Here is a 17,738-nt window from a genome sequence, read left to right as displayed (position 1 = left end):
GTTAGTGGCTATCTGATGGGTTACTACAACCAGCAGCGCCCTCACTCGTTTAACGATGGCATGCCTCCCGTTGTGGCTGAGGAAAATCTTAAATTACTGTCCGGGATTAGTTGACCACTACAAGAGCCACTAGCCTGAGACAGGAGTGACGATGGGTTTTTCTTTAATTCTGAGATACTTACAGAGAAATCTGCCAATACTTGGCGCATAAAAACCTCATATATGATCTAAATAATGGTCTTATTTTAGGTTATTTGTGCAGGTTCGACTAGCGGAAAATTGAGCCATAACGCCCAAAGCAGCGGTGCGCAGCATCCGCTGGCTTTGCTTGTTAACTTCCAGCGTACAAAAGCGCTGAATTCCCGACTAGTTCATTTCCAGTCCCTGCATCCAGAACTGGCTTAACTGCTTGGCAGAAATACCCGTATCTAATGAGTTAGGCGGTAAATGCTCGCCAAAAATCCTTTGAGCCAACTGACGCCCAATAGTTTGAGCTGCAGAAGTCTTTGCTATTCGTTGTTGATAAAAATCGTTCAGGACACTAGCTATATCCATTCCATTTTGAGCGTCCAGAAGCTGGATAAGGTGCCATGCATCTTCCAACGCCTGACTCGCTCCTTGCCCTGATGTTGGCAAAGATGCATGCGCAGCATCGCCTATGATCACAACATTATCCTGATGCCAATACGGCAGAGGATCAAGATCATGAACAAAAATCCGATTAAGTGATGCTTTGTCATCAGACTTCAGAACATTTTTGACCGGCTCCGGCCAACGACTGAACCGTTGATTCATTTCTTTATACCAATCTGATATAGGCCGGGTTTTATCAATCTTAGTACTCCATGCCCCAGCCCAAAAGCAGAGCCCCTTTTTTATAGGAACAATACCAAAGCGCTCACCTTGATCTTGGTAATCATGAATTACACTATCAAATATGTCATCTTCAAGTTGACTTATACCCAGTATATTTATGAACCCCTGATACTGTGGATGCATTTTATCTGCGAATAAAGTATGGCGTACCGCTGAGTTCATTCGCCCATCGGCTCCTACTACCAAATCAAAGTCCTGCTGCAATGTATGAATATCCGGCGGTGTTATTGAGTGGTCAAAATGTATTTCTCCCCCCAAATTATCTAATGCTTCAGACAGTCGGCTCATAAGGTCACAACGCAGTACCGTTACGCTGGGAAATCCGCACAACGAATTGACTTCACCAATATCAAATTCACTTTTTTGAACACCATGTCGATCGAACTGGCGCATAAAACGGGGGCTGCCACCGATACGTTTTATCTCTTGTTCCAGTCCCATCTGCTGCAAGACAAAAATAGCATTTGGCCATAAGGTCACACCGGCACCGATGGATGAAACCTTGCTATCACGCTCATACAGGCGTACGTAGTAACCTTTTCTTCTGGCGAGAATTGCCAACGCCATTCCGGCTATACCTGCACCGACAATGGCCACTCGATTTATTTTGTTCATCTATCACTACCTCGATAATAAAATTCGGTAGAGATTGTCACAAACCCAATATTTTAGATAAACATGTTATTATTAGTTTCTTAATCCCATTTTTTGAGTTAGTTGATGATTGAAAATATAGAACTTCAGTGGTTGCTTAGCTTTCAGGCTGTATACGAGAAACTAAGCTTTAAACTGGCAGCAGAGAAACTGCAAATACCAACGTCCAATGTGAGTCGGCATGTTGCACTATTGGAGAAACAACTCAGTTTGCGATTACTTGAACGAACGACACGTAAGATGACGCCAACGAATGCTGGCTCTCAACTTTATCAGCGTATGACACCACCAATATTAGCAATTGATGATGCTTTAGTAGACGCCTCTTTGCATGGGGACTCCATTGCTGGCCACCTAAAGGTCATCATGCCTGATCTCCCCTTCCTGGCCGAAATAATCACAGACTTTTGCCTCCGAAATCCGCAAATACAACTAAGCTGTGATACCCAACTAGACCCGACCGAAGGATTACTTGAAGGATTTGATGTAGTTTTACAATTTGGCCGTGGGCCATTGGAAGATTCAGGCTGGATTGCCAGAGAACTCCTACGCTGGCCAAGTTGCGTGGTTGCCGCACCGCAACTTCTCGAGCGTCATCCGTTGCCACGCTCGTTGGGTGAGCTGAGCAAAACCCCCTGTATTACAAGTCTGTCTGTACTACAAGGCATGCCCTGGCGATTTAAAGAAGAGCAAACCATTCAGGTGCAATCTAGCTACAAGGTTAACAGCGGTCACATGGCCAAAGCCGCAGCCCTGAAAGGACTTGGTTTTGCTATTTTACCCACCCATGCATGTCAGGCAGAGATAGACAGCGGCTCCCTTACTATGATTGATCTTGACTACAAACCGGAAGACCTTGTTTTATACGCACTGTACTCTGGCAGAAAATACCCATTAGCAAAAGTAAAAGCACTTTTAGAGCAATTGAGGTTGGATCTCACTAATCTCAGTACAAATTAAAATTAGATCTCGTGACCACCTCCCAAGTACTGATGGTACTTTTCCTGGCCTAGCGCCCCATCGTCATGGGTTCCCGAGCTACAGAAGACGTCTACTGCTCAACGGCGGCATGGCATAAACTTTGCTTTTAATCAGACAACTATTAAAAAGGAGATAGTAAGGCGGCAACAATTTGCCGCCTAGCAAGACAGATACAACTGTTGACCCAACCAACATGTCTCGGAACGAAGCCCGCGCAATGGCAGATGCACTCATGAAATCTGGAGACTCGGAACTATCATCCGTATTCTTTTTACATAGCGCGGTGTTAGTTCCAACTGGGAACGGTACGTTTCGGAACCCCACCGAGCCAGATCCTATTATGAACGGAAGATTTAATATGTTTGATGCGATACGCGGAAATATAGAATTTAACAAATCCAAAGGACTTTCAAATGAAAATAATCTATCTGCACTCTCATTTTTAGAAAAATTTGAGATTATGGGAGCCCTCCAAAAATTGATACACATGCATAGACACAATGACTCCCTGCTTAAATGCCAGTCTCCGCACTCCGCATTTTCCTGGGTTAGCTAAAAGCCAGTGCCATAATTAGTTTTTCAAGACTCAATCATTTGGAGGCTAGCATGAAAAAGTTCCCGGACTCTAATTGAAAAAAGGAGTCAGCAGCGCAGAACTGAGATGCCGTGCCAAATGGTTCATTTTATCTATTGATCTCGGGAAGGCTCATATGTGTTAGGCGTGTTGCGCAAATGCCGATTATTTCCAACCTTGAATCCGTTTTTCTTCATTTTTTAGTTCAAGCCAATCAATTGAATATTCATTTCTTGAGAGAACAAGTTAAAACTTGCACGAAGTCACTGAACCGTCCTCTTCGTAATCAACTTCGGACACCAAAAAGTGCTTCTCTCGATTAACTGGTTTTACCGCTGTCCATTTTCTATTGCGCAATTTCGCCGGATTAATTTGGTTCATTTAGAACTCCGTAACATTATGAATTTATTTTGGATAACTCACTGTTTTACGGATATTTTGAAAGATAAGTTCAATTGATGGCTACGGCTACTACGCTCTTGTTCAGCGGCAGCCTTGGAGGCCGAGAAGTCCTAGAAAGGCTGTCCGATAGAGGCGTAGGAATGTACTGGATCAGTTGGTTAGGCATAGACTATTCATAGCCACTGCCTCCTATTACACCCCAAGAATATTTTGAACCTTTATCTCAAACGATAATATCAAAATTAAAATCGGATGTTGTTTGAGGGGGATATTTACTTTAACTTGATATTCACGTGAGCTTTCTTCCTCTCCAGTCTTTGTTATCACTCTTACCTTAACCAAGGTTACAGTTTAACTCTTGTTACCATTGTAAAGAGTGCCACTATATCCGATAACTTGATCATCATCGCTTACCACGGCGAATACCGGCCAGCGGTGCTCTACCGGGAGTACACAGATCCTGTCGTTTACTTACCAATGGATAGCCAATATCTGGGTGGGGATTACCTGCTGGATCCGTTTTACCGTGAGCACCTCAGAGGTGGCGTGCAGGGCATACGTCGATTGGTGGATGTGGCACCGGATCATTTTAAACGTACGCATTACTATAAGAATTACTACCAGCAGACAACGCTTCTGGACGAGGTGGCAGTGTTCGCCCAAATTACGGAGAATGTTACGCTAACCGCCTGTTTTGGCAGAGACCGTTCAAGTGGAGAGCCTTTCAATAGGCGCGAGCTTGGGGCGCTGCAACAGTATGCGATGACCCTCAGCACCCTACTGAAAAAGCACTGGCAAGAGTACCGCTTTGAGGGTGTGATTGAAGCGGCACCGGCGCCACCAGAGGAACGCCTAAGGGAGGTATTGTATCAACAACACGGCGTTCGGCTGAGCCCACGCCAAGCGGAAGTGGCTCTGTTTATTCTAAGAGGCCACTCATCGCTTTCCATCAGTCTACACCTGGATGTCAGCCTGCAAACCGTTAAAGTCTTTCGGCGCCAGCTCTATGCTAAGTGCTGTATTTCGTCCCAAGCGGAACTCTTCGCGCTACTAATGCCGCTGTTCGCTCAGTTGATCGAGCATAAATGAGATATAGCCGATGCGGCGCTGCCAGCTATCATCTAACAGCTCAATTAAGCTGCTTTAGCTTCTGCTGATCATCTTCGATGACTTTGAAGTCACCATGTCTTAGATCCAGCACATAGCTATCTCGGGCATTGCCCTGCTGGTCGTTAGTGCGCTGTAAATACGCGTGGAGATTTTCAGGATTACACATCTGTTTTATTTTATTGATGGTGGCTGCCCAAATGCCTTCCATCTCTCTTACTTCCGTTGTTTTTCCATAACCACTTACCATCTTTACCGCTATCCAGTTCACATGGTAAAGAACGATAATGCCGGGATATAACTGGTAGTACCTATCTACATCGATTTTGTTTAACGTCACCGCGTACTGAGGATCGACGCCATATTTGCGTGATTGGAAAAACGGCGTTGTTTGGCTTTTAAGGTCAACGTACTTGCCTGATTCAGTATGGATAAAATCGGGTACTGTTGGGTCACGTGATTTTTCTTCATTGAGCCTCAAGCCCAATTTTTCACCATACAGCGTTAGAAAACGCGTTTCCAAACGCTCTCCGTCTTTACACCACTCTTGTTTTTTTTGTAAATCGTTGTGGATAAGTTCATTGCCATCTTTGTCATAAAGCGTATAGGTGGCCATACCCGCTCCTATATTCCCGTCACTCTACTATCGGGCAGCTTCTTAACCCTCCCTTGTTGAGAGCACCAGGCGCCGCCTCTAAATTAATTTAGAAATACAATCATATCTACTGAAATGAGGCAATAACCATATATACATTCGATTTAGCCAGCATGTCGTGCAGGAGAGTTTTAGTATTAGAGGTGGTGTAAAAAACAAAGCGCCGGCATGTGGCCAGCGCTTTGTAACCTACGTTTATAGAGTGACGCGAACGCAGGTGGAGGTGTTTTTCGTATCAACCGATGCGGCTTAATGCGCCATCATTTCTTCAACAATTTCTTCACCACTCAGCTCCGATGGGTAATACGTCGGCCAATGGGTGACTTCGTCTAATAAGGCTGCGCGATCATCGCCCCAGTAGAGGTGGAAGTGATGGGCATCAGTGGGGTAAATGCTGTGGTCGCTAAACTGGATATATTGGGGCAGATCGTCGGATGCTTCTTCAAGTTCGAAAATAAACCGTACGCCGCGATTCCCCGCTTGGTAGGTTAAAATCTCATAGCCATCGTATTGGTATTCGCCCGTTCGCTCTTCGCCGTTCTCAAAAAAGGTGACGCTGCTTCCGTCAATGACGATACGCTCAACATCCGTTTGATACCCGGTGTCGTAGTACGCTTTGTACTCTTCGGCCGTCTTCTCACCCTTTTCTGCTTTATGCGTAAACACATCGTCAAGGGTGCCATCTTTTAGGTAGGGGTAAACGGACTGCCAGTCACCCTCCCAGTCAGAAAGCGCGCGATCCTCAACCTGGTCATCATCAAAATAGCCCGAGTAGATATCGCTATCGTGGTCGTGGTCGTGGTCGTGGTCGTGGTCGTGGTCGTGGTCGTGGTCGTGAGTATGGTCGTGATCATGCTCATGGTCATGATCGCTGGCGCTAACGCTCTGAATGCCTGTCAGTATCAAAGCACTCAATACCAGTACGCTGGCGCCCTTAAGTGGCAATGCTGTCATATCCGATCTCTCCTTTTGCCGATTGCAAAACAATGCATCTTCGTCATAAAGGTATATTATAACATCACGTTAATCAAACCCATTCTTATCTCAGATTGGCTCCAGCGCAGAAAAGGTACGTCTAAAGAGAAGAAAAATTTTTTACAGACGCAAACGCATCAGGCCCCGCCAAAGCGGGGCCTGATCATCGAATCTAAACGATTCGAGAACTTAAATAATCGCTAGGATTAAGAAAGCAGCTTGATGTTTGAAGCTTGAAGGCCTTTCTGACCTTGGGTAACGTCAAAAGAGACGTTAGCGCCTTCAGGCAGAGTTTTGAAGCCATCAGACTGAATTTCAGAAAAATGAGCAAAAACGTCGTCGCTGCCGTCAGACGGTGCGATGAAGCCAAAACCTTTAGAATCGTTGAACCACTTAACTGTGCCAGTTGCCATGATATAAATCCTTTTCGCAAGTCGCGAATTGTAAAATTCCTGGTATTACCCAGATAAATAGTGAGTAGAACAAGGAATACAATTACAGACTACCGAAAGAATTCGAATGTTTCTGGAACCATGCTTGCTTGCTAACTTACTAACTGCGGACATCCTGCCACGTAGTCAGCAGAAGGTCAAAGCCTTTATGTTTTTTAATTTGCTGTTCTGCTGCTTATAGCCTCTTTAAAACCGCGCAAACTACCCAAAAAAGCCTTAATCTTGCCAGTGAGCTAGGCACTACTAATCCGACCGCCTAGCGCACTTGGCTTGCCCGGCGAAACCCGCGTTATTCGCGGCCTGGAGAGCACTTTGGAAGAGGTTTTAACATGCTATATGGTCTTAGTTTGTTAGCAGGTATCGCCCTATTGACTCTCGGAGGGGAGTCGCTCATTCGCGGCGCGGTGGCTGGCGCGCGAAGAGTAGGTGTTTCGCCACTGCTAACAGGGCTTGTGGTGGTGGGGTTTGGTACTTCGTCCCCGGAACTCGTCGTTTCGATTGATGCCGCAATGAACCAACAGCCTGACATTGCAGTTGGCAACATTGTGGGTAGTAATATCGGCAATATCTTATTGATTTTGGGTATGTGCGCCGTTATTTGCCCGATGGTGGTTCAACCATTAGCGCTGCGCCGGGATGGTTTGGTGATGGTACTGGCTAGCCTGCTGTTTATTGGTCTCTCTTTCGGCGGCGCACTAGGACGCATTGATGCGGGAATTTTTATAGCGGGGCTCGTCGGCTATCTTATTTGGGCCTACATAAGTGAAAGTCGTCAGCACGTTCCTGCCGCGGAGATGCACGCTGCAGAAGCGGAAGAGATGACCAAGCTGCCCACCACAGGGTGGATGATCACCATAGCCCTGATGGTCGGGTTGGGCATGTTGATTGGTGGATCACAGCTACTCTTATACGGTGCCATTGGGTTGGCCCAAGCCATGGGTATTTCCGAAGCGGTGATCGGCTTAACCATCGTCGCTGTGGGTACCTCACTGCCGGAGATGGCCGTATCGGTAATTGCTGCGTTGCGTCGTCATGCCGATGTTGCCGTTGGCAATATTTTGGGCAGCAATATTTTTAACCTGCTAGGCATTCTAGGGATCTCCGCTTTTTTACAGCCGCTCCCCCTTGCGCCGCGCGTGGCCATGTTTGACCAGTGGGTAATGCTGGGCGCTGCGGGCATCCTGGTGCTGTTTTTGTATACCGGTATGCGCCTGTCTCGCTGGGAAGGAGCCGTGCTGCTCGCAGGCTACGCCGCTTATATAGCGTTAAGCTTTACGATCTTTTGAAGTAAGTTGCTGTTGGGTCTGTTGACGGGGAGCAAAAAAGCTAGCGCAAAGCGTCAGGTATCTCGCTCCCCGCTTCCTGATAGTAACGCAGCGCCCCTGGGTGGAGTGTATCGGTCATGTTTTCCAACATTTCGGGGCTAATACTGCTCCACCAAGGGGCGTCCTCCGCCAGGGCTTCATGATGCTCCCAAAACGTTTTGGTGAGCGTATAGGCCGTTTCTTCATCCATTGATGTTGTGGTGTAGGCAATCACGGGGAGCGAAGTCGTGTAGACATCGTTGTTAATACCAGGATAAGTGCCGCCGGGTATTGTTTGGCGTGACGCCCCGGTTTGCTCAATTTGTTCGTCGGTCAGGCTGACCAACGAGATAGGCAGACTGCTAGCCGCCTCGATCACGCTGGGAGAAGGGTAGGCACTTGCGGTAACAAAGCCATCAATCTGTCCGTTTTTGAGCGCCTCAGGCCCGCTATTAATCGCAGCATCAGCGATGCGAACGTGATCCTCCAGACCAAACAAGGACAGGTAGCGAGCTGCCTCACGAGCACTGAATGTGCCTCGCCCAATCAGTATATGCTTGCCTTTCAGCGCGGAAAAATCAATATCGCCTTTATCGCCTGCAAGCACAAAGTGCATGGTTATCGAAGGCAGTGGAAAGAGGCCTCGGATCTCTTGGAAACGAGGGTGCGGATGCTCTGCAAAAGCCCCATCACCGGCCATAGCCTGCTCAATTAACACTGCCGGCGCGGTGAACACATAATTGCCTTGGCGAGCCAATACTTCCATTACGTTTTGTACAGATCCCTGGCTCTCTTCCGAGGCGAGAATAATGGCGCCATCAGTCCCTTTACGGACGGCCTCAGCAAGCTCTACGCCCATTAGGTAGTATGAAGTACCCGCTGCGGCTGATTTATAGGTCACACGAGTTTCTGCCTGGGTATAGAAAGCGGCGCATAAAAGAGCCAGCGTCGCTATCGATGTACCAAGCGCGCGGCACCGGCTGGAGAAGGGGTTGCGCATCGTGTTATTCCTTAGCGTATCGAATGGCCGTTGCTGATAGGCTTCGTTTTATCGCCACCAGCTGTTTTTGAACAAACTTTTTGTGGACAAACCTTCAGCCTGAGTGGGAGCGAGGCGCGGCTCAACATAGCACGACTGCCCTCAGGCGGGCGCTCTCCGCTCTTCCCCCGCTCCCTGCCCCAATGCACAAGAAAATTTTTAAACCAAACATTAGCGTAGCTAGATATAAATTATGAATCTGATTCAATAATGCTATGCAGCAATAGTATAACTCCAAACCAATTGTTAGCTTTTTTTATAAAACCAATAACAAGCATTTTACCATTACCTAAAAGATTAATTTCCTAAAAAAAGATGCTATCACCTTAAGAAAACCTACTTTCGTTCGGTTTTTAAAGGTATTGCAACGCAATATAAACTGATAAAATAATGCCGCTTTTACACCACTCCTGACAACTTAACCATGAGGAAGAACGTCACATGCCTACGTCGTGCCAACCCTCTTGCCAGCCTCGATTATATCGTCGCTGGCTTTTTTTGTTAGCGGCCTTACTATTAGGCGTAAGCCCCAGCGCTTTTGCCGTGACCGGTGAATTGGATCTTACCACTTCTGCAGTGGGCTTTTTCGCTGTAGCGATTTTCGTTCTGGCCTATGCGCTGGTCATGGCGGAAGAAAAGATCCATATGCGCAAGTCCAAGCCGGTGTTAGTGGCGGCCGGTATTATCTGGAGCCTCATCGGCTGGGTGTATGTCCAAAACGGTATGTCGGAAGCGTCTGAATACGCTTTCCGCGTCACGCTTTTGGAGTTCACCGAGCTGATGCTGTTCCTGTTGGTGGCCATGACCTATATCAACGCCATGGAAGAACGCCGCGTTTTTGATGCGTTGCGCTCCTGGATGCTCCGCAAGGGCTTCAACTACCGGACGCTGTTTTGGCTGACCGGCAGCCTTGCCTTTATACTCTCGCCGATTGCCGACAACCTCACCACTGCCCTGCTGATGTGCGCCGTGGTAACCAAAGTGGCCGAAGGAGACAGGCGTTACATTAACTTAGCCTGTATCAATATCGTCGTGGCCGCTAACGCAGGGGGCGCGTTTAGCCCTTTTGGCGACATTACCACCCTAATGGTATGGCAAGCGGGCATGGTGGAGTTTCAGGAGTTCTTCATTCTGTTCTTCCCCGCTCTGGTCAACTTCTTGATTCCAGCATGCATCATGAGCCTGTTCATCAAGGATGAAAAACCCTCTAGCGTTTATGAAGATGTGTGGCTAAAGCGTGGTGCCCGGCGCATTGTGTTGCTGTTCCTATTGACGATTGTTACCGCCGTGTTGTGTCACGTGGTACTGCACCTACCCCCGGTGTTAGGCATGATGACCGGCTTGGGCTACTTGCAGTTCTTTGGCTACTACCTGCGCCGCAGCCTGCCCCGCTCGCTGGAGCGCAAGCGCGAACGCTATAGTCGCCGCGGCGACAACAAGAAGCTTGAGCAATTGGGTGGCGTGGTGCCGTTCGATGTCTTTAACCGCGTGGCGCGAGCCGAGTGGGACACGTTGCTGTTCTTCTACGGGGTAGTGATGTGCGTTGGCGGGCTGGGGTTTATGGGCTATCTTGGCTTGCTGTCAGAAGCGCTGTATACCGGCTGGAACGCTACTGCAGCCAACATTACACTGGGTGTGGTCTCGGCGGTTGTAGACAACATTCCCGTGATGTTTGCGGTGCTGACCATGGAACCGGATATGTCCCATGGCCAGTGGCTGCTGATTACCTTAACCGCTGGCGTCGGGGGCAGTTTGCTATCGATTGGCTCCGCGGCCGGTGTGGCGGTAATGGGCCAGGCCAGGGGTTCCTATACGTTTATGGGCCACTTGCGCTGGTCGCCGGTTATCCTGCTCGGCTACATCGCCAGTATTTTGGTGCATATGTGGCTTAACGCAGAGAGCTTTGCACTGTTCAGTTAAACCTCGCTCAGTTAAGCCAGACACATTGATAAGCACGGCCCTCACCCCTTTTCAGCGTGCTGGAAAGGGGTTTTGCTATTTAATAGCTCTCGAATAGATACTCAATTGGGGTCGGGCGGCCAAGTAGATAGCCTTGATAGCGGTAGCAGCCGTGGCCTCTTAACCAGTCAAGCTGCTCTTTTTTCTCCACTCCTTCCGCGACCACGGTCAAGCCTAAGCTCACCGCAAGCAGAATCGTGGTATCGACAATCGCGGCGTCTGTCTTGTTGGTAAGCAGCTCGTGAATAAACGATTGGTCAATTTTTAACTCATCCAGCGGTAATCGTTTCAAATAACTCAGCGATGAGTAGCCCGTGCCAAAGTCATCCAATGCAAAACGAATCCCTTTAGCCCGCAGTTGCAACATCGTATTGCGAACTCTAACCGGTTCTTGCATCAACAGGCTCTCAGTGACCTCAAGTACCAATCGGTTCGGCGGTGCCTGGGTTTCAGCCAACAGCGCTTCAACATCACGCACGAACTCCGGCTGCTGAAACTGCACTGAACTTACATTGACGGAGATACTTAACGACGCATAGGCAGTTTGGTGCGACCACTTCGCCAGCTGTTCGCAGGCTGAACGCATCACCCAATAACCGATCGGCACAATCAGCCGGTTCTCCTCCGCAAGCGGAATAAACGTCGCGGGAGATACCCAGCCACGCTGAGGATGAAACCAGCGCAGTAAGGCTTCTACGCCGGTGGTCACGCCTTGATGGTCAACCTGTACCTGGTAATGCAGCGCCAGCTCGTTGCGCTCAAGTGCCTTATGCAGGTCGGCTTCCAAGCTCGCTCTTTCCAGTACGCTGGTTTGCATATCCGTATTAAAAAAGCACAGCCCATTACCGCCTGCGCTTTTTGCCTGCTGCAACGCCATATCAGCCTGTTGCAGCACGCTATCCATACTGTGCTCGCCTCCCCCCGTAAACAGCGAAATACCAATACTGGCACTAATCGGTAACGTATGGCTGTTTCTTAATTGCGCAATCGTCTCCAATAGTTGGCGCGCCACACGCTCGGCTTTTAGCGCAGCGTTCGCCTGTTGCTCGCCCAAGTTATTGATCAGCACCACAAACTCATCACTACTAAAGCGAGCCAGCGTTTCCTCTGCGTCAAGCCGCTGACGTAGCTTTTCGGCAACGCTAATCAATAGCTGATCGCCACTGTCATGGCCCTGGATGTCGTTCACTAAGCGGAAATTATCCAGATCAATCACCATTACCGCGCTATAGGATGCGGCCCACTCTTCATGCGCAATAGCGGCTGTTAAGGAATCCATCAGCAGCCGCCGATTGGGCAGCCCGGTTAGCGAGTCATAGAAAGCCAGGTAGTGAGTGCGCGACTGCATCTCCAGGTAGTCAGTCAGTTCGGTCGATATCCCGCATAGGCAAGGGGCTGCACCAGGCGACATGGAAAGCGGCATTTTAATTGATAAAAATGTCCTTACCTGGCTTTCGCCTTGCAAGATATTACTCTCCTCTACCGTCACTTTTTTACCTGACGCCAATACGTTGCGATCAATCTGCTTGATTTCAGCGGCGCTCCCGGCATCAAAAAAAGCCTCATCGCGCTTACCGATAATTTTGTCAGCCGGCAGGCCGAATAGCTCGCTTATGCGGCGATTAACGTATTGGTACTCCAAGGAGGGAGATTTGATATAAATAAACGCATCGACGCTGTCCAGGATCGTCGCCAGCATCTCTTTATTGGACTGAAGTAGCGCCCGGTTATGCTGCATACGCCGCTTGAGCAACAGGTTGCCCAGCAGCGCCAAAAGGAGAAAAACAATCAGCAAGGCGATACCCCAACGCCCCAAGTAGTTGTCTATGTTGCGCAGAAGCTCCACCGGAAGAGCTGCAGACGAGGCGTAATAGTACATAGCGACTGGTCACTGACCAGGTATGGTAAGCGGGCCTGCCCGCTCTACCACTCGCTGCCAAGCGGCGTCTTGCTCAATGCGTGACAAAAAAGCGGCAATGGCAGGATAGCTATCCAGCGACCGTACGGCGGCCACTGCCTGGAGCGGAAAGCTCATTTGCATATCAGCGCCGCTGGGCCACGGCCCGCCAAAATTACCCTGCGCCAACAGGTGCTGATTAATAAAGTTAAGATGCCGCTTAAGCTGCGGTGCAAGGAAGCGCTTGCTGACCGTATCGCTGATCCCCTTCGCCAGCGGCCTAATCAACCAGGGGGACTGTTTAGGAATTTGGCTAAACACAAGCTGCATCACCAGCAGTGGCATCAATGAACCTTCGGCATAGTGCAACCAGTAGCGGTAACCCACCCACCCAGGCATATCATCGATGGGAGGCTGACAGCGGCCCTGCCCGTAGCGCTGTAGAAGGTAATCAATGATCGCTCCTGATTCAGCCACGGTGAAATCACCATCGGTAATCACCGGAGATTTACCCAGTGGATGGATTTTTTTCAGCGAGTCTGGTGCTTGCTGTGTTTTGCCATCGCGTTGGTAAACCACCAATTCATAGTCCAGCTCAAGGGCTTCAAGTAGCCACAGGATGCGGTGCGAACGTGACTTTTCCAGATGGTGAACGTGAATCATAAACACTCCATGGGGCTGAGTTGCACGCCAGCGTTGCACTGGCGACACTTATCCTTTGTTTATAGCCATATTTAGCTTAGTACCATAAAGCCCATCATCATAGGTGCAATAAACGCAGGTGGGTTTCAACGCAACGCCGCCCCATGGAAGCGCCAACGAAAGCAGTTAGTTGTTAACAGCGGCGCATTATGACCGCTGCGCGTGGCGCCAACGCGCCAGCAAATCCAGCGGTGACCACTTACCTTGCAGCCAAGGCGCGAGTAAACGCATAGAGAGTGGAATAAACACAAACACCATGACCGGGGTCAACATGAGCGTGCTCACCACTACCCGCGGCACCAGCGCCCAATCGGCCAATACGCCACCAAATACCAGCTGAAAAATCAGCGAGATAGGAAAGAAAGCCAGCCACACCGCTACTGCCTGCTTCCAGCGCGGCGGAGCACTACTGCCGGTTTGAAACCACGTATCCAACCCGGTGGCCCGGTGCTCATGGGGCGCTTCATACAAGCCCTTACCGCGCGCCAACCACGCATGACGTGAGGCGGAGTGTTCCCAGGCGGCTAAGGTTTCGCTACTGCTAAAGCGGAAGATAATCTGGTATTCATCGTCGTCAGCCGGTGGCGCCAATACGCCGGAGCCGAGGTAGCCAGCAAAATCGGCCGCCAGCTCGCGCCCTTCGTTAAGCCAACGGTTAAAATCGGCGTAGCGGCCGTGCTCAACACGACGAGCCACCATCAATGTGACAGGTGAGGCAGACATGGTATATCTCCTAATGTGTCCACAGCCAGCGCCGGGTAGGCAGGCTGCTTGCTTTCAAGGGGGTAACCCTGAAAGTCAGAATGGCCACATTATACAAGCAATGTTGATGCCATGTGTGAATGTTACGTTATGGCCGTTTGCCCAACGTAGATTCATGCCCAGGTACGGGGTTAGGACGCTCTCCGCGTTGAAAGGCACAGACATGAATATAGATATCCACTGCGCTACGAATGGCATCGGCCTCTTGGGGATCGGGTTCTACTACCGGGCCGATATATTCACCTTCGCTGCGTAGCACGGCATCCAGCTCCGTTCGGTAGCGGCTTAGCAGATGCTCCAGGTTGATGCGTATACGATGAATTTCCAAACCAAACGCCTGACGCTGATCGGTACGTTTAAGGATGTCTAGAGGGTTTGTAGCGGTCTCAATCAAGCTGTCCAGGGTAGATAAAACTAGCTTTTCAGCGCTGTTTAAATTGGGAATGATGGAATAAATGAGGACATTTAAGGTGATCGGTGTTCCATGGCGGTGCATAGGCAGTTCAACGTCCGGTTAAGGGATCTATGCTAATGAATCGGCCCTGCTCAGAAAAACTTAATCGATAGATGCCGCGCACGCCGTCACGCCCCACCACCCGGCGAATCGCCTCGGCGGGAAATATTACCCAGCGGCCATCTACACTACGGGCACGTACGTGGGCAATGCGCCCCTCATAATGAGCCAAGCACTCATCATAATTAAGGTTAATAATCACATCAATCGTTTGCATAGGGCTGGGCTGAACTGAGCTGGAGTAGAAGTGGTATGGGCTGGCATCGTGTCAGAAAAGTATCGGCAAACTTGCACTGTCAGCATCCCTCGCTAATAATTCATGGTATCCCAACTCTTTCTTAGTCGGTAATTCTCTATGGCCGTTTCTTCTGTGAGCACCGTTCCCGCTGCTGCCTGGGCGTATCCGGCAGCAAATGCCACGTCACCGCGCGTTGAGCAGGCAGCCAGAGGCCGTGCGCCTGAAGAAGAGACGGCGAATGCCGATGAACCCAACGCTACCAGCAATAGCGATGAGAGCAGCGAAGCTGCTGGCCCCAAACGGGCGGACGGCACGCCCATGGCGCCGGAAGAGGTTCAGCTACTCGAACAACTCAAACAGACTGACCGCGAAGTACGCCAACATGAGATGGCCCACCAAATAGTCGGTGGCGCCTATACGGGCGGCGCCAGCTACGAGTATGAAGTCGGCCCCGATGGCAAGCGCTATGCGGTAGCGGGAGAAGTGTCGATCGATTATGGCCCGGTACCCAATGACCCCCAAGCGACGATCGAAAAAATGCAGACCGTGATCGCCGCAGCCATGGCACCTGCGGATCCTTCGCCAAAAGATTATCAAGTGGCTGCTCAGGCCCGCCAGTACCTATTGGAAGCCAAACTCGAAGCGTCCATGCAGCGCAGTGAAATGGAACAGGCCCGCAGCAACGGCGCCGCGGCGACATCTTCCACTGCGACATCCACTACTACACCCTCCTCAGATGCAACAGACGCGGACTCGCTAGCCGCTTAAGGGTTCGCCTCTGCGAGAGCGTTCCACTCTTCACGCCTAGGCCAATTCGCTAACCAGGCAGGTAGCGCCTCGGCGGGCATTGGCCGGGCAATACCATAACCTTGGGCTAAGTCGCACCCCAGTGCCATCAAGGCTTTGGCATGCTCTAAGGTTTCCACACCCTCCGCCAGCATGGGCCGTTTAAAGCGATTCGCCATGTAAATAACGCTCTCCACAATCGCCATATCGTCCTGATCGCTGAGCATATCGCGAACAAAGCTCTGATCAATTTTGATCAGGCTGACCGGTAGCTGCCGCAGGTGGGTTAACGACGAAAACCCGGTGCCAAAGTCATCAATAGCAAAGCTCACTCCCAGCGACTGGCAGCGCGACATATTTTGCAGTGCGGCCTGGATATCATGCATCGCCGCACTCTCCAGCACTTCGAGTTTGAGCAACGCTGGCGGTACGTTGGGATGGCGTGCCAAGAGCTCGCCCAACCGCTGACTAAAATTACTTACTAACAGATGCGTAGGGCTTATATTCACATTGATGGGTAGCGCGATGCCTTGAGCCTGCCATTGAGCCAACTGGCGCAGCGCCTGTTCAATAACCCACTCGCCAAGTTCCACTTCCAACGGCGTGGTATCGATGGTGGGTAAAAACTGCCCCGGCGCAAGCAACCCCTCTTCCGGGTGCTGCCAACGAACCAGCGCCTCCAGGCCGACCACTTGACCGCTGCGCATATCGACCTGGGGCTGATAATAGAGGCGCAGTTCATGGTTATTGAGCGCATCAATAAAACGCTGCCGCTGCTCATGGCGCACCTGCAGCAAGCGGTCATGGTGTGGGTCAAACAAGTGAAAGGTATCGCGGCCACGCTGCTTGGCGCGGTACATCGCCTGGTTGGCATGGCGTAACAGCACATCGCCCTGAACATGGTCATTCGGGTAGAGGGTCACTCCCAGGCTTGCCGTCAGGTGAACGCTCTGCCCGTCTATCATCAGCGGCTGACGAATAGAGGCTAGCAGCTTCTCAAAAAAATCGTCGTCTACGACATGGTGGAGTAACAGCACAAACTCGTCGCCCCCCACCCGCGCGAGCACATCATCTCCAAACAGCAGATGGCTTATCCGCTGCGAAAAAGATGACAGGAGCGCATCTCCCACGCTGGAACCCAGGCGGTCATTAATATTTTTAAAGAAATCGATATCCAGCGAGCACACTGCCAAGGAGAGTTGCTTCGCTTCTGCATGCTGTATGGATTCTTGGATCAATTGCGTCAGCAGTTGCAGATTGGGTAGCCCGGTTAGGGCATCAAAATAGACTTCCCTATTAAGGTGCCGGGCATGAGCAGGAATGGCCGAAAGATCCGCAAGCACGATTACATGGTGATCGATCTCACCTTGCTCATTACGCACGCGATTAATCGACATCATCCCGGGATAAAACTGGCCATCGTGGCTACGGTAGCTCACCTGGCTTTTACTGCGGTCACGCAATTGCAGCTCTTCACGCGTCAGGCGCGTGGTGCGGCTATCATCCAGCGGTAAAATGCTGAATGCTTCCGGCGTTTTGCCCTGTACATCACCCTGAGTAAACCCCGTTAATTCACAAAAAGCGGGGTTCACCTCCACTACCCGGTTTTCAGCATCGGTAATAATGATCGCCTCATTGGCATAGCAAAATACCAATTCAGCGGGTGACGCTACCTGACTGCCGGATGCTGCCTGCATCGCGTTCGAGCGGGGCAGAGAAGGTGTTGGCTGGGAATGCTGTTGAGACAAAGACTGTTCCTTCGATACCTTCAAGGATTCATACATACGTCTTTGCTCTCCTCGTCATTTTATAGAGCCATCGCCATATAAATTCGTTGTTATATAGAACCGTTATTAGGTAA

At 50.2% G+C, this 17,738-nt stretch carries 17 protein-coding genes and 1 pseudogene; 5 read left to right on the top strand and 13 right to left on the bottom strand.

Features of this window, described 5'->3' with window-relative positions; genetic code table 11:
* Nucleotides 1–122 precede the first annotated feature (122 nt).
* Nucleotides 123–209: pseudogene (locus QT231_RS14120) on the bottom strand (antitoxin); the annotation flags it as partial.
* A 157-nt stretch (nucleotides 210–366) separates the two neighbouring features.
* On the bottom strand, nucleotides 367–1,491 hold the full coding sequence (locus QT231_RS14115; protein WP_308337494.1) for an FAD-dependent monooxygenase: 1,125 nt from the start codon (nucleotides 1,489–1,491) through the stop codon (nucleotides 367–369).
* A 105-nt stretch (nucleotides 1,492–1,596) separates the two neighbouring features.
* On the opposite strand from QT231_RS14115, the gene QT231_RS14110 reads away from it, so the two are divergent.
* Nucleotides 1,597–2,490: a LysR family transcriptional regulator gene (locus QT231_RS14110; protein ID WP_308337493.1), complete on the top strand. Its 894-nt coding sequence runs from the start codon at nucleotides 1,597–1,599 to the stop codon at nucleotides 2,488–2,490.
* 841 nt (nucleotides 2,491–3,331) lie between these two features.
* On the opposite strand, the gene QT231_RS14105 is transcribed toward QT231_RS14110, so the two are convergent.
* Nucleotides 3,332–3,466 (bottom strand): TIGR02450 family Trp-rich protein, encoded by a 135-nt coding sequence (locus QT231_RS14105; RefSeq protein WP_308337492.1) that lies wholly within the window; start codon nucleotides 3,464–3,466, stop codon nucleotides 3,332–3,334.
* A 417-nt stretch (nucleotides 3,467–3,883) separates the two neighbouring features.
* Here QT231_RS14105 and QT231_RS14100 point away from each other — a divergent pair, with 417 nt between their 5' ends.
* Nucleotides 3,884–4,576 carry a helix-turn-helix transcriptional regulator gene (locus QT231_RS14100; RefSeq protein WP_308337491.1) on the top strand — a complete coding sequence of 231 codons (693 nt, stop codon included), beginning with the start codon at nucleotides 3,884–3,886 and terminating at the stop codon, nucleotides 4,574–4,576.
* A gap of 40 nt (nucleotides 4,577–4,616) precedes the next feature.
* Here QT231_RS14100 and QT231_RS14095 read toward each other — a convergent pair whose 3' ends face one another.
* From QT231_RS14095 to QT231_RS14085, 3 genes are all read right to left on the bottom strand, one after another.
* On the bottom strand, nucleotides 4,617–5,210 hold the full coding sequence (locus QT231_RS14095; RefSeq protein WP_308337490.1) for a hypothetical protein: 594 nt from the start codon (nucleotides 5,208–5,210) through the stop codon (nucleotides 4,617–4,619).
* 288 nt (nucleotides 5,211–5,498) lie between these two features.
* Nucleotides 5,499–6,203, bottom strand: a complete 705-nt coding sequence (locus QT231_RS14090; protein ID WP_308337489.1) for a metal-binding protein ZinT — start codon at nucleotides 6,201–6,203, stop codon at nucleotides 5,499–5,501.
* A 227-nt stretch (nucleotides 6,204–6,430) separates the two neighbouring features.
* Nucleotides 6,431–6,637 carry a cold-shock protein gene (locus tag QT231_RS14085; protein WP_007111857.1) on the bottom strand — a complete coding sequence of 69 codons (207 nt, stop codon included), beginning with the start codon at nucleotides 6,635–6,637 and terminating at the stop codon, nucleotides 6,431–6,433.
* Between the two features lie 368 nt (nucleotides 6,638–7,005).
* Between QT231_RS14085 and QT231_RS14080 the strand changes: the two genes are divergently transcribed.
* Complete coding sequence (locus QT231_RS14080) at nucleotides 7,006–7,962, top strand: calcium/sodium antiporter (protein ID WP_308337487.1); 957 nt, start codon at nucleotides 7,006–7,008, stop codon at nucleotides 7,960–7,962.
* A gap of 40 nt (nucleotides 7,963–8,002) precedes the next feature.
* Here the strand turns inward: QT231_RS14080 and QT231_RS14075 are convergent, their stop codons facing one another.
* On the bottom strand, nucleotides 8,003–8,980 hold the full coding sequence (locus QT231_RS14075) for a TAXI family TRAP transporter solute-binding subunit (protein WP_308337486.1): 978 nt from the start codon (nucleotides 8,978–8,980) through the stop codon (nucleotides 8,003–8,005).
* A gap of 480 nt (nucleotides 8,981–9,460) precedes the next feature.
* Between QT231_RS14075 and nhaD the strand changes: the two genes are divergently transcribed.
* Nucleotides 9,461–10,939, top strand: coding sequence for a sodium:proton antiporter NhaD (gene nhaD, locus QT231_RS14070; RefSeq protein WP_308337485.1), 1,479 nt, complete (start codon nucleotides 9,461–9,463; stop codon nucleotides 10,937–10,939).
* A gap of 79 nt (nucleotides 10,940–11,018) precedes the next feature.
* Here the strand turns inward: nhaD and QT231_RS14065 are convergent, their stop codons facing one another.
* The 5 genes from QT231_RS14065 to QT231_RS14045 form a co-directional block, all read right to left on the bottom strand.
* Nucleotides 11,019–12,857 (bottom strand): EAL domain-containing protein, encoded by a 1,839-nt coding sequence (locus QT231_RS14065; protein ID WP_308337484.1) that lies wholly within the window; start codon nucleotides 12,855–12,857, stop codon nucleotides 11,019–11,021.
* Nucleotides 12,858–12,866: 9 nt separating this feature from the next.
* Nucleotides 12,867–13,538 carry a glutathione S-transferase gene (locus QT231_RS14060; protein ID WP_308337483.1) on the bottom strand — a complete coding sequence of 224 codons (672 nt, stop codon included), beginning with the start codon at nucleotides 13,536–13,538 and terminating at the stop codon, nucleotides 12,867–12,869.
* A 186-nt stretch (nucleotides 13,539–13,724) separates the two neighbouring features.
* Complete coding sequence (locus tag QT231_RS14055; RefSeq protein ID WP_308337482.1) at nucleotides 13,725–14,300, bottom strand: antibiotic biosynthesis monooxygenase; 576 nt, start codon at nucleotides 14,298–14,300, stop codon at nucleotides 13,725–13,727.
* Between the two features lie 127 nt (nucleotides 14,301–14,427).
* On the bottom strand, nucleotides 14,428–14,835 hold the full coding sequence (locus tag QT231_RS14050; protein WP_308337481.1) for a hypothetical protein: 408 nt from the start codon (nucleotides 14,833–14,835) through the stop codon (nucleotides 14,428–14,430).
* A 7-nt stretch (nucleotides 14,836–14,842) separates the two neighbouring features.
* Entirely contained in the window at nucleotides 14,843–15,070 is a 228-nt protein-coding gene (locus QT231_RS14045; protein WP_308337480.1) for a DUF2835 family protein, read from the bottom strand.
* A gap of 138 nt (nucleotides 15,071–15,208) precedes the next feature.
* Between QT231_RS14045 and QT231_RS14040 the strand changes: the two genes are divergently transcribed.
* Nucleotides 15,209–15,859 carry a putative metalloprotease CJM1_0395 family protein gene (locus QT231_RS14040; protein WP_308337479.1) on the top strand — a complete coding sequence of 217 codons (651 nt, stop codon included), beginning with the start codon at nucleotides 15,209–15,211 and terminating at the stop codon, nucleotides 15,857–15,859.
* On the opposite strand, the gene QT231_RS14035 is transcribed toward QT231_RS14040, so the two are convergent.
* Entirely contained in the window at nucleotides 15,856–17,661 is a 1,806-nt protein-coding gene (locus tag QT231_RS14035; RefSeq protein ID WP_374694394.1) for a putative bifunctional diguanylate cyclase/phosphodiesterase, read from the bottom strand. The genes QT231_RS14040 and QT231_RS14035 overlap by 4 nt on opposite strands.
* Between the last annotated feature and the right edge of the window lie 77 nt (nucleotides 17,662–17,738).

It is taken from the genome of Halomonas sp. SpR1 (genome assembly GCF_031010175.1).
GTDB lineage: Bacteria > Pseudomonadota > Gammaproteobacteria > Pseudomonadales > Halomonadaceae > Vreelandella.
Note: the sequence above shows the minus strand (reverse complement) of the source record. Positions and strands in the feature narration are given on the sequence as shown.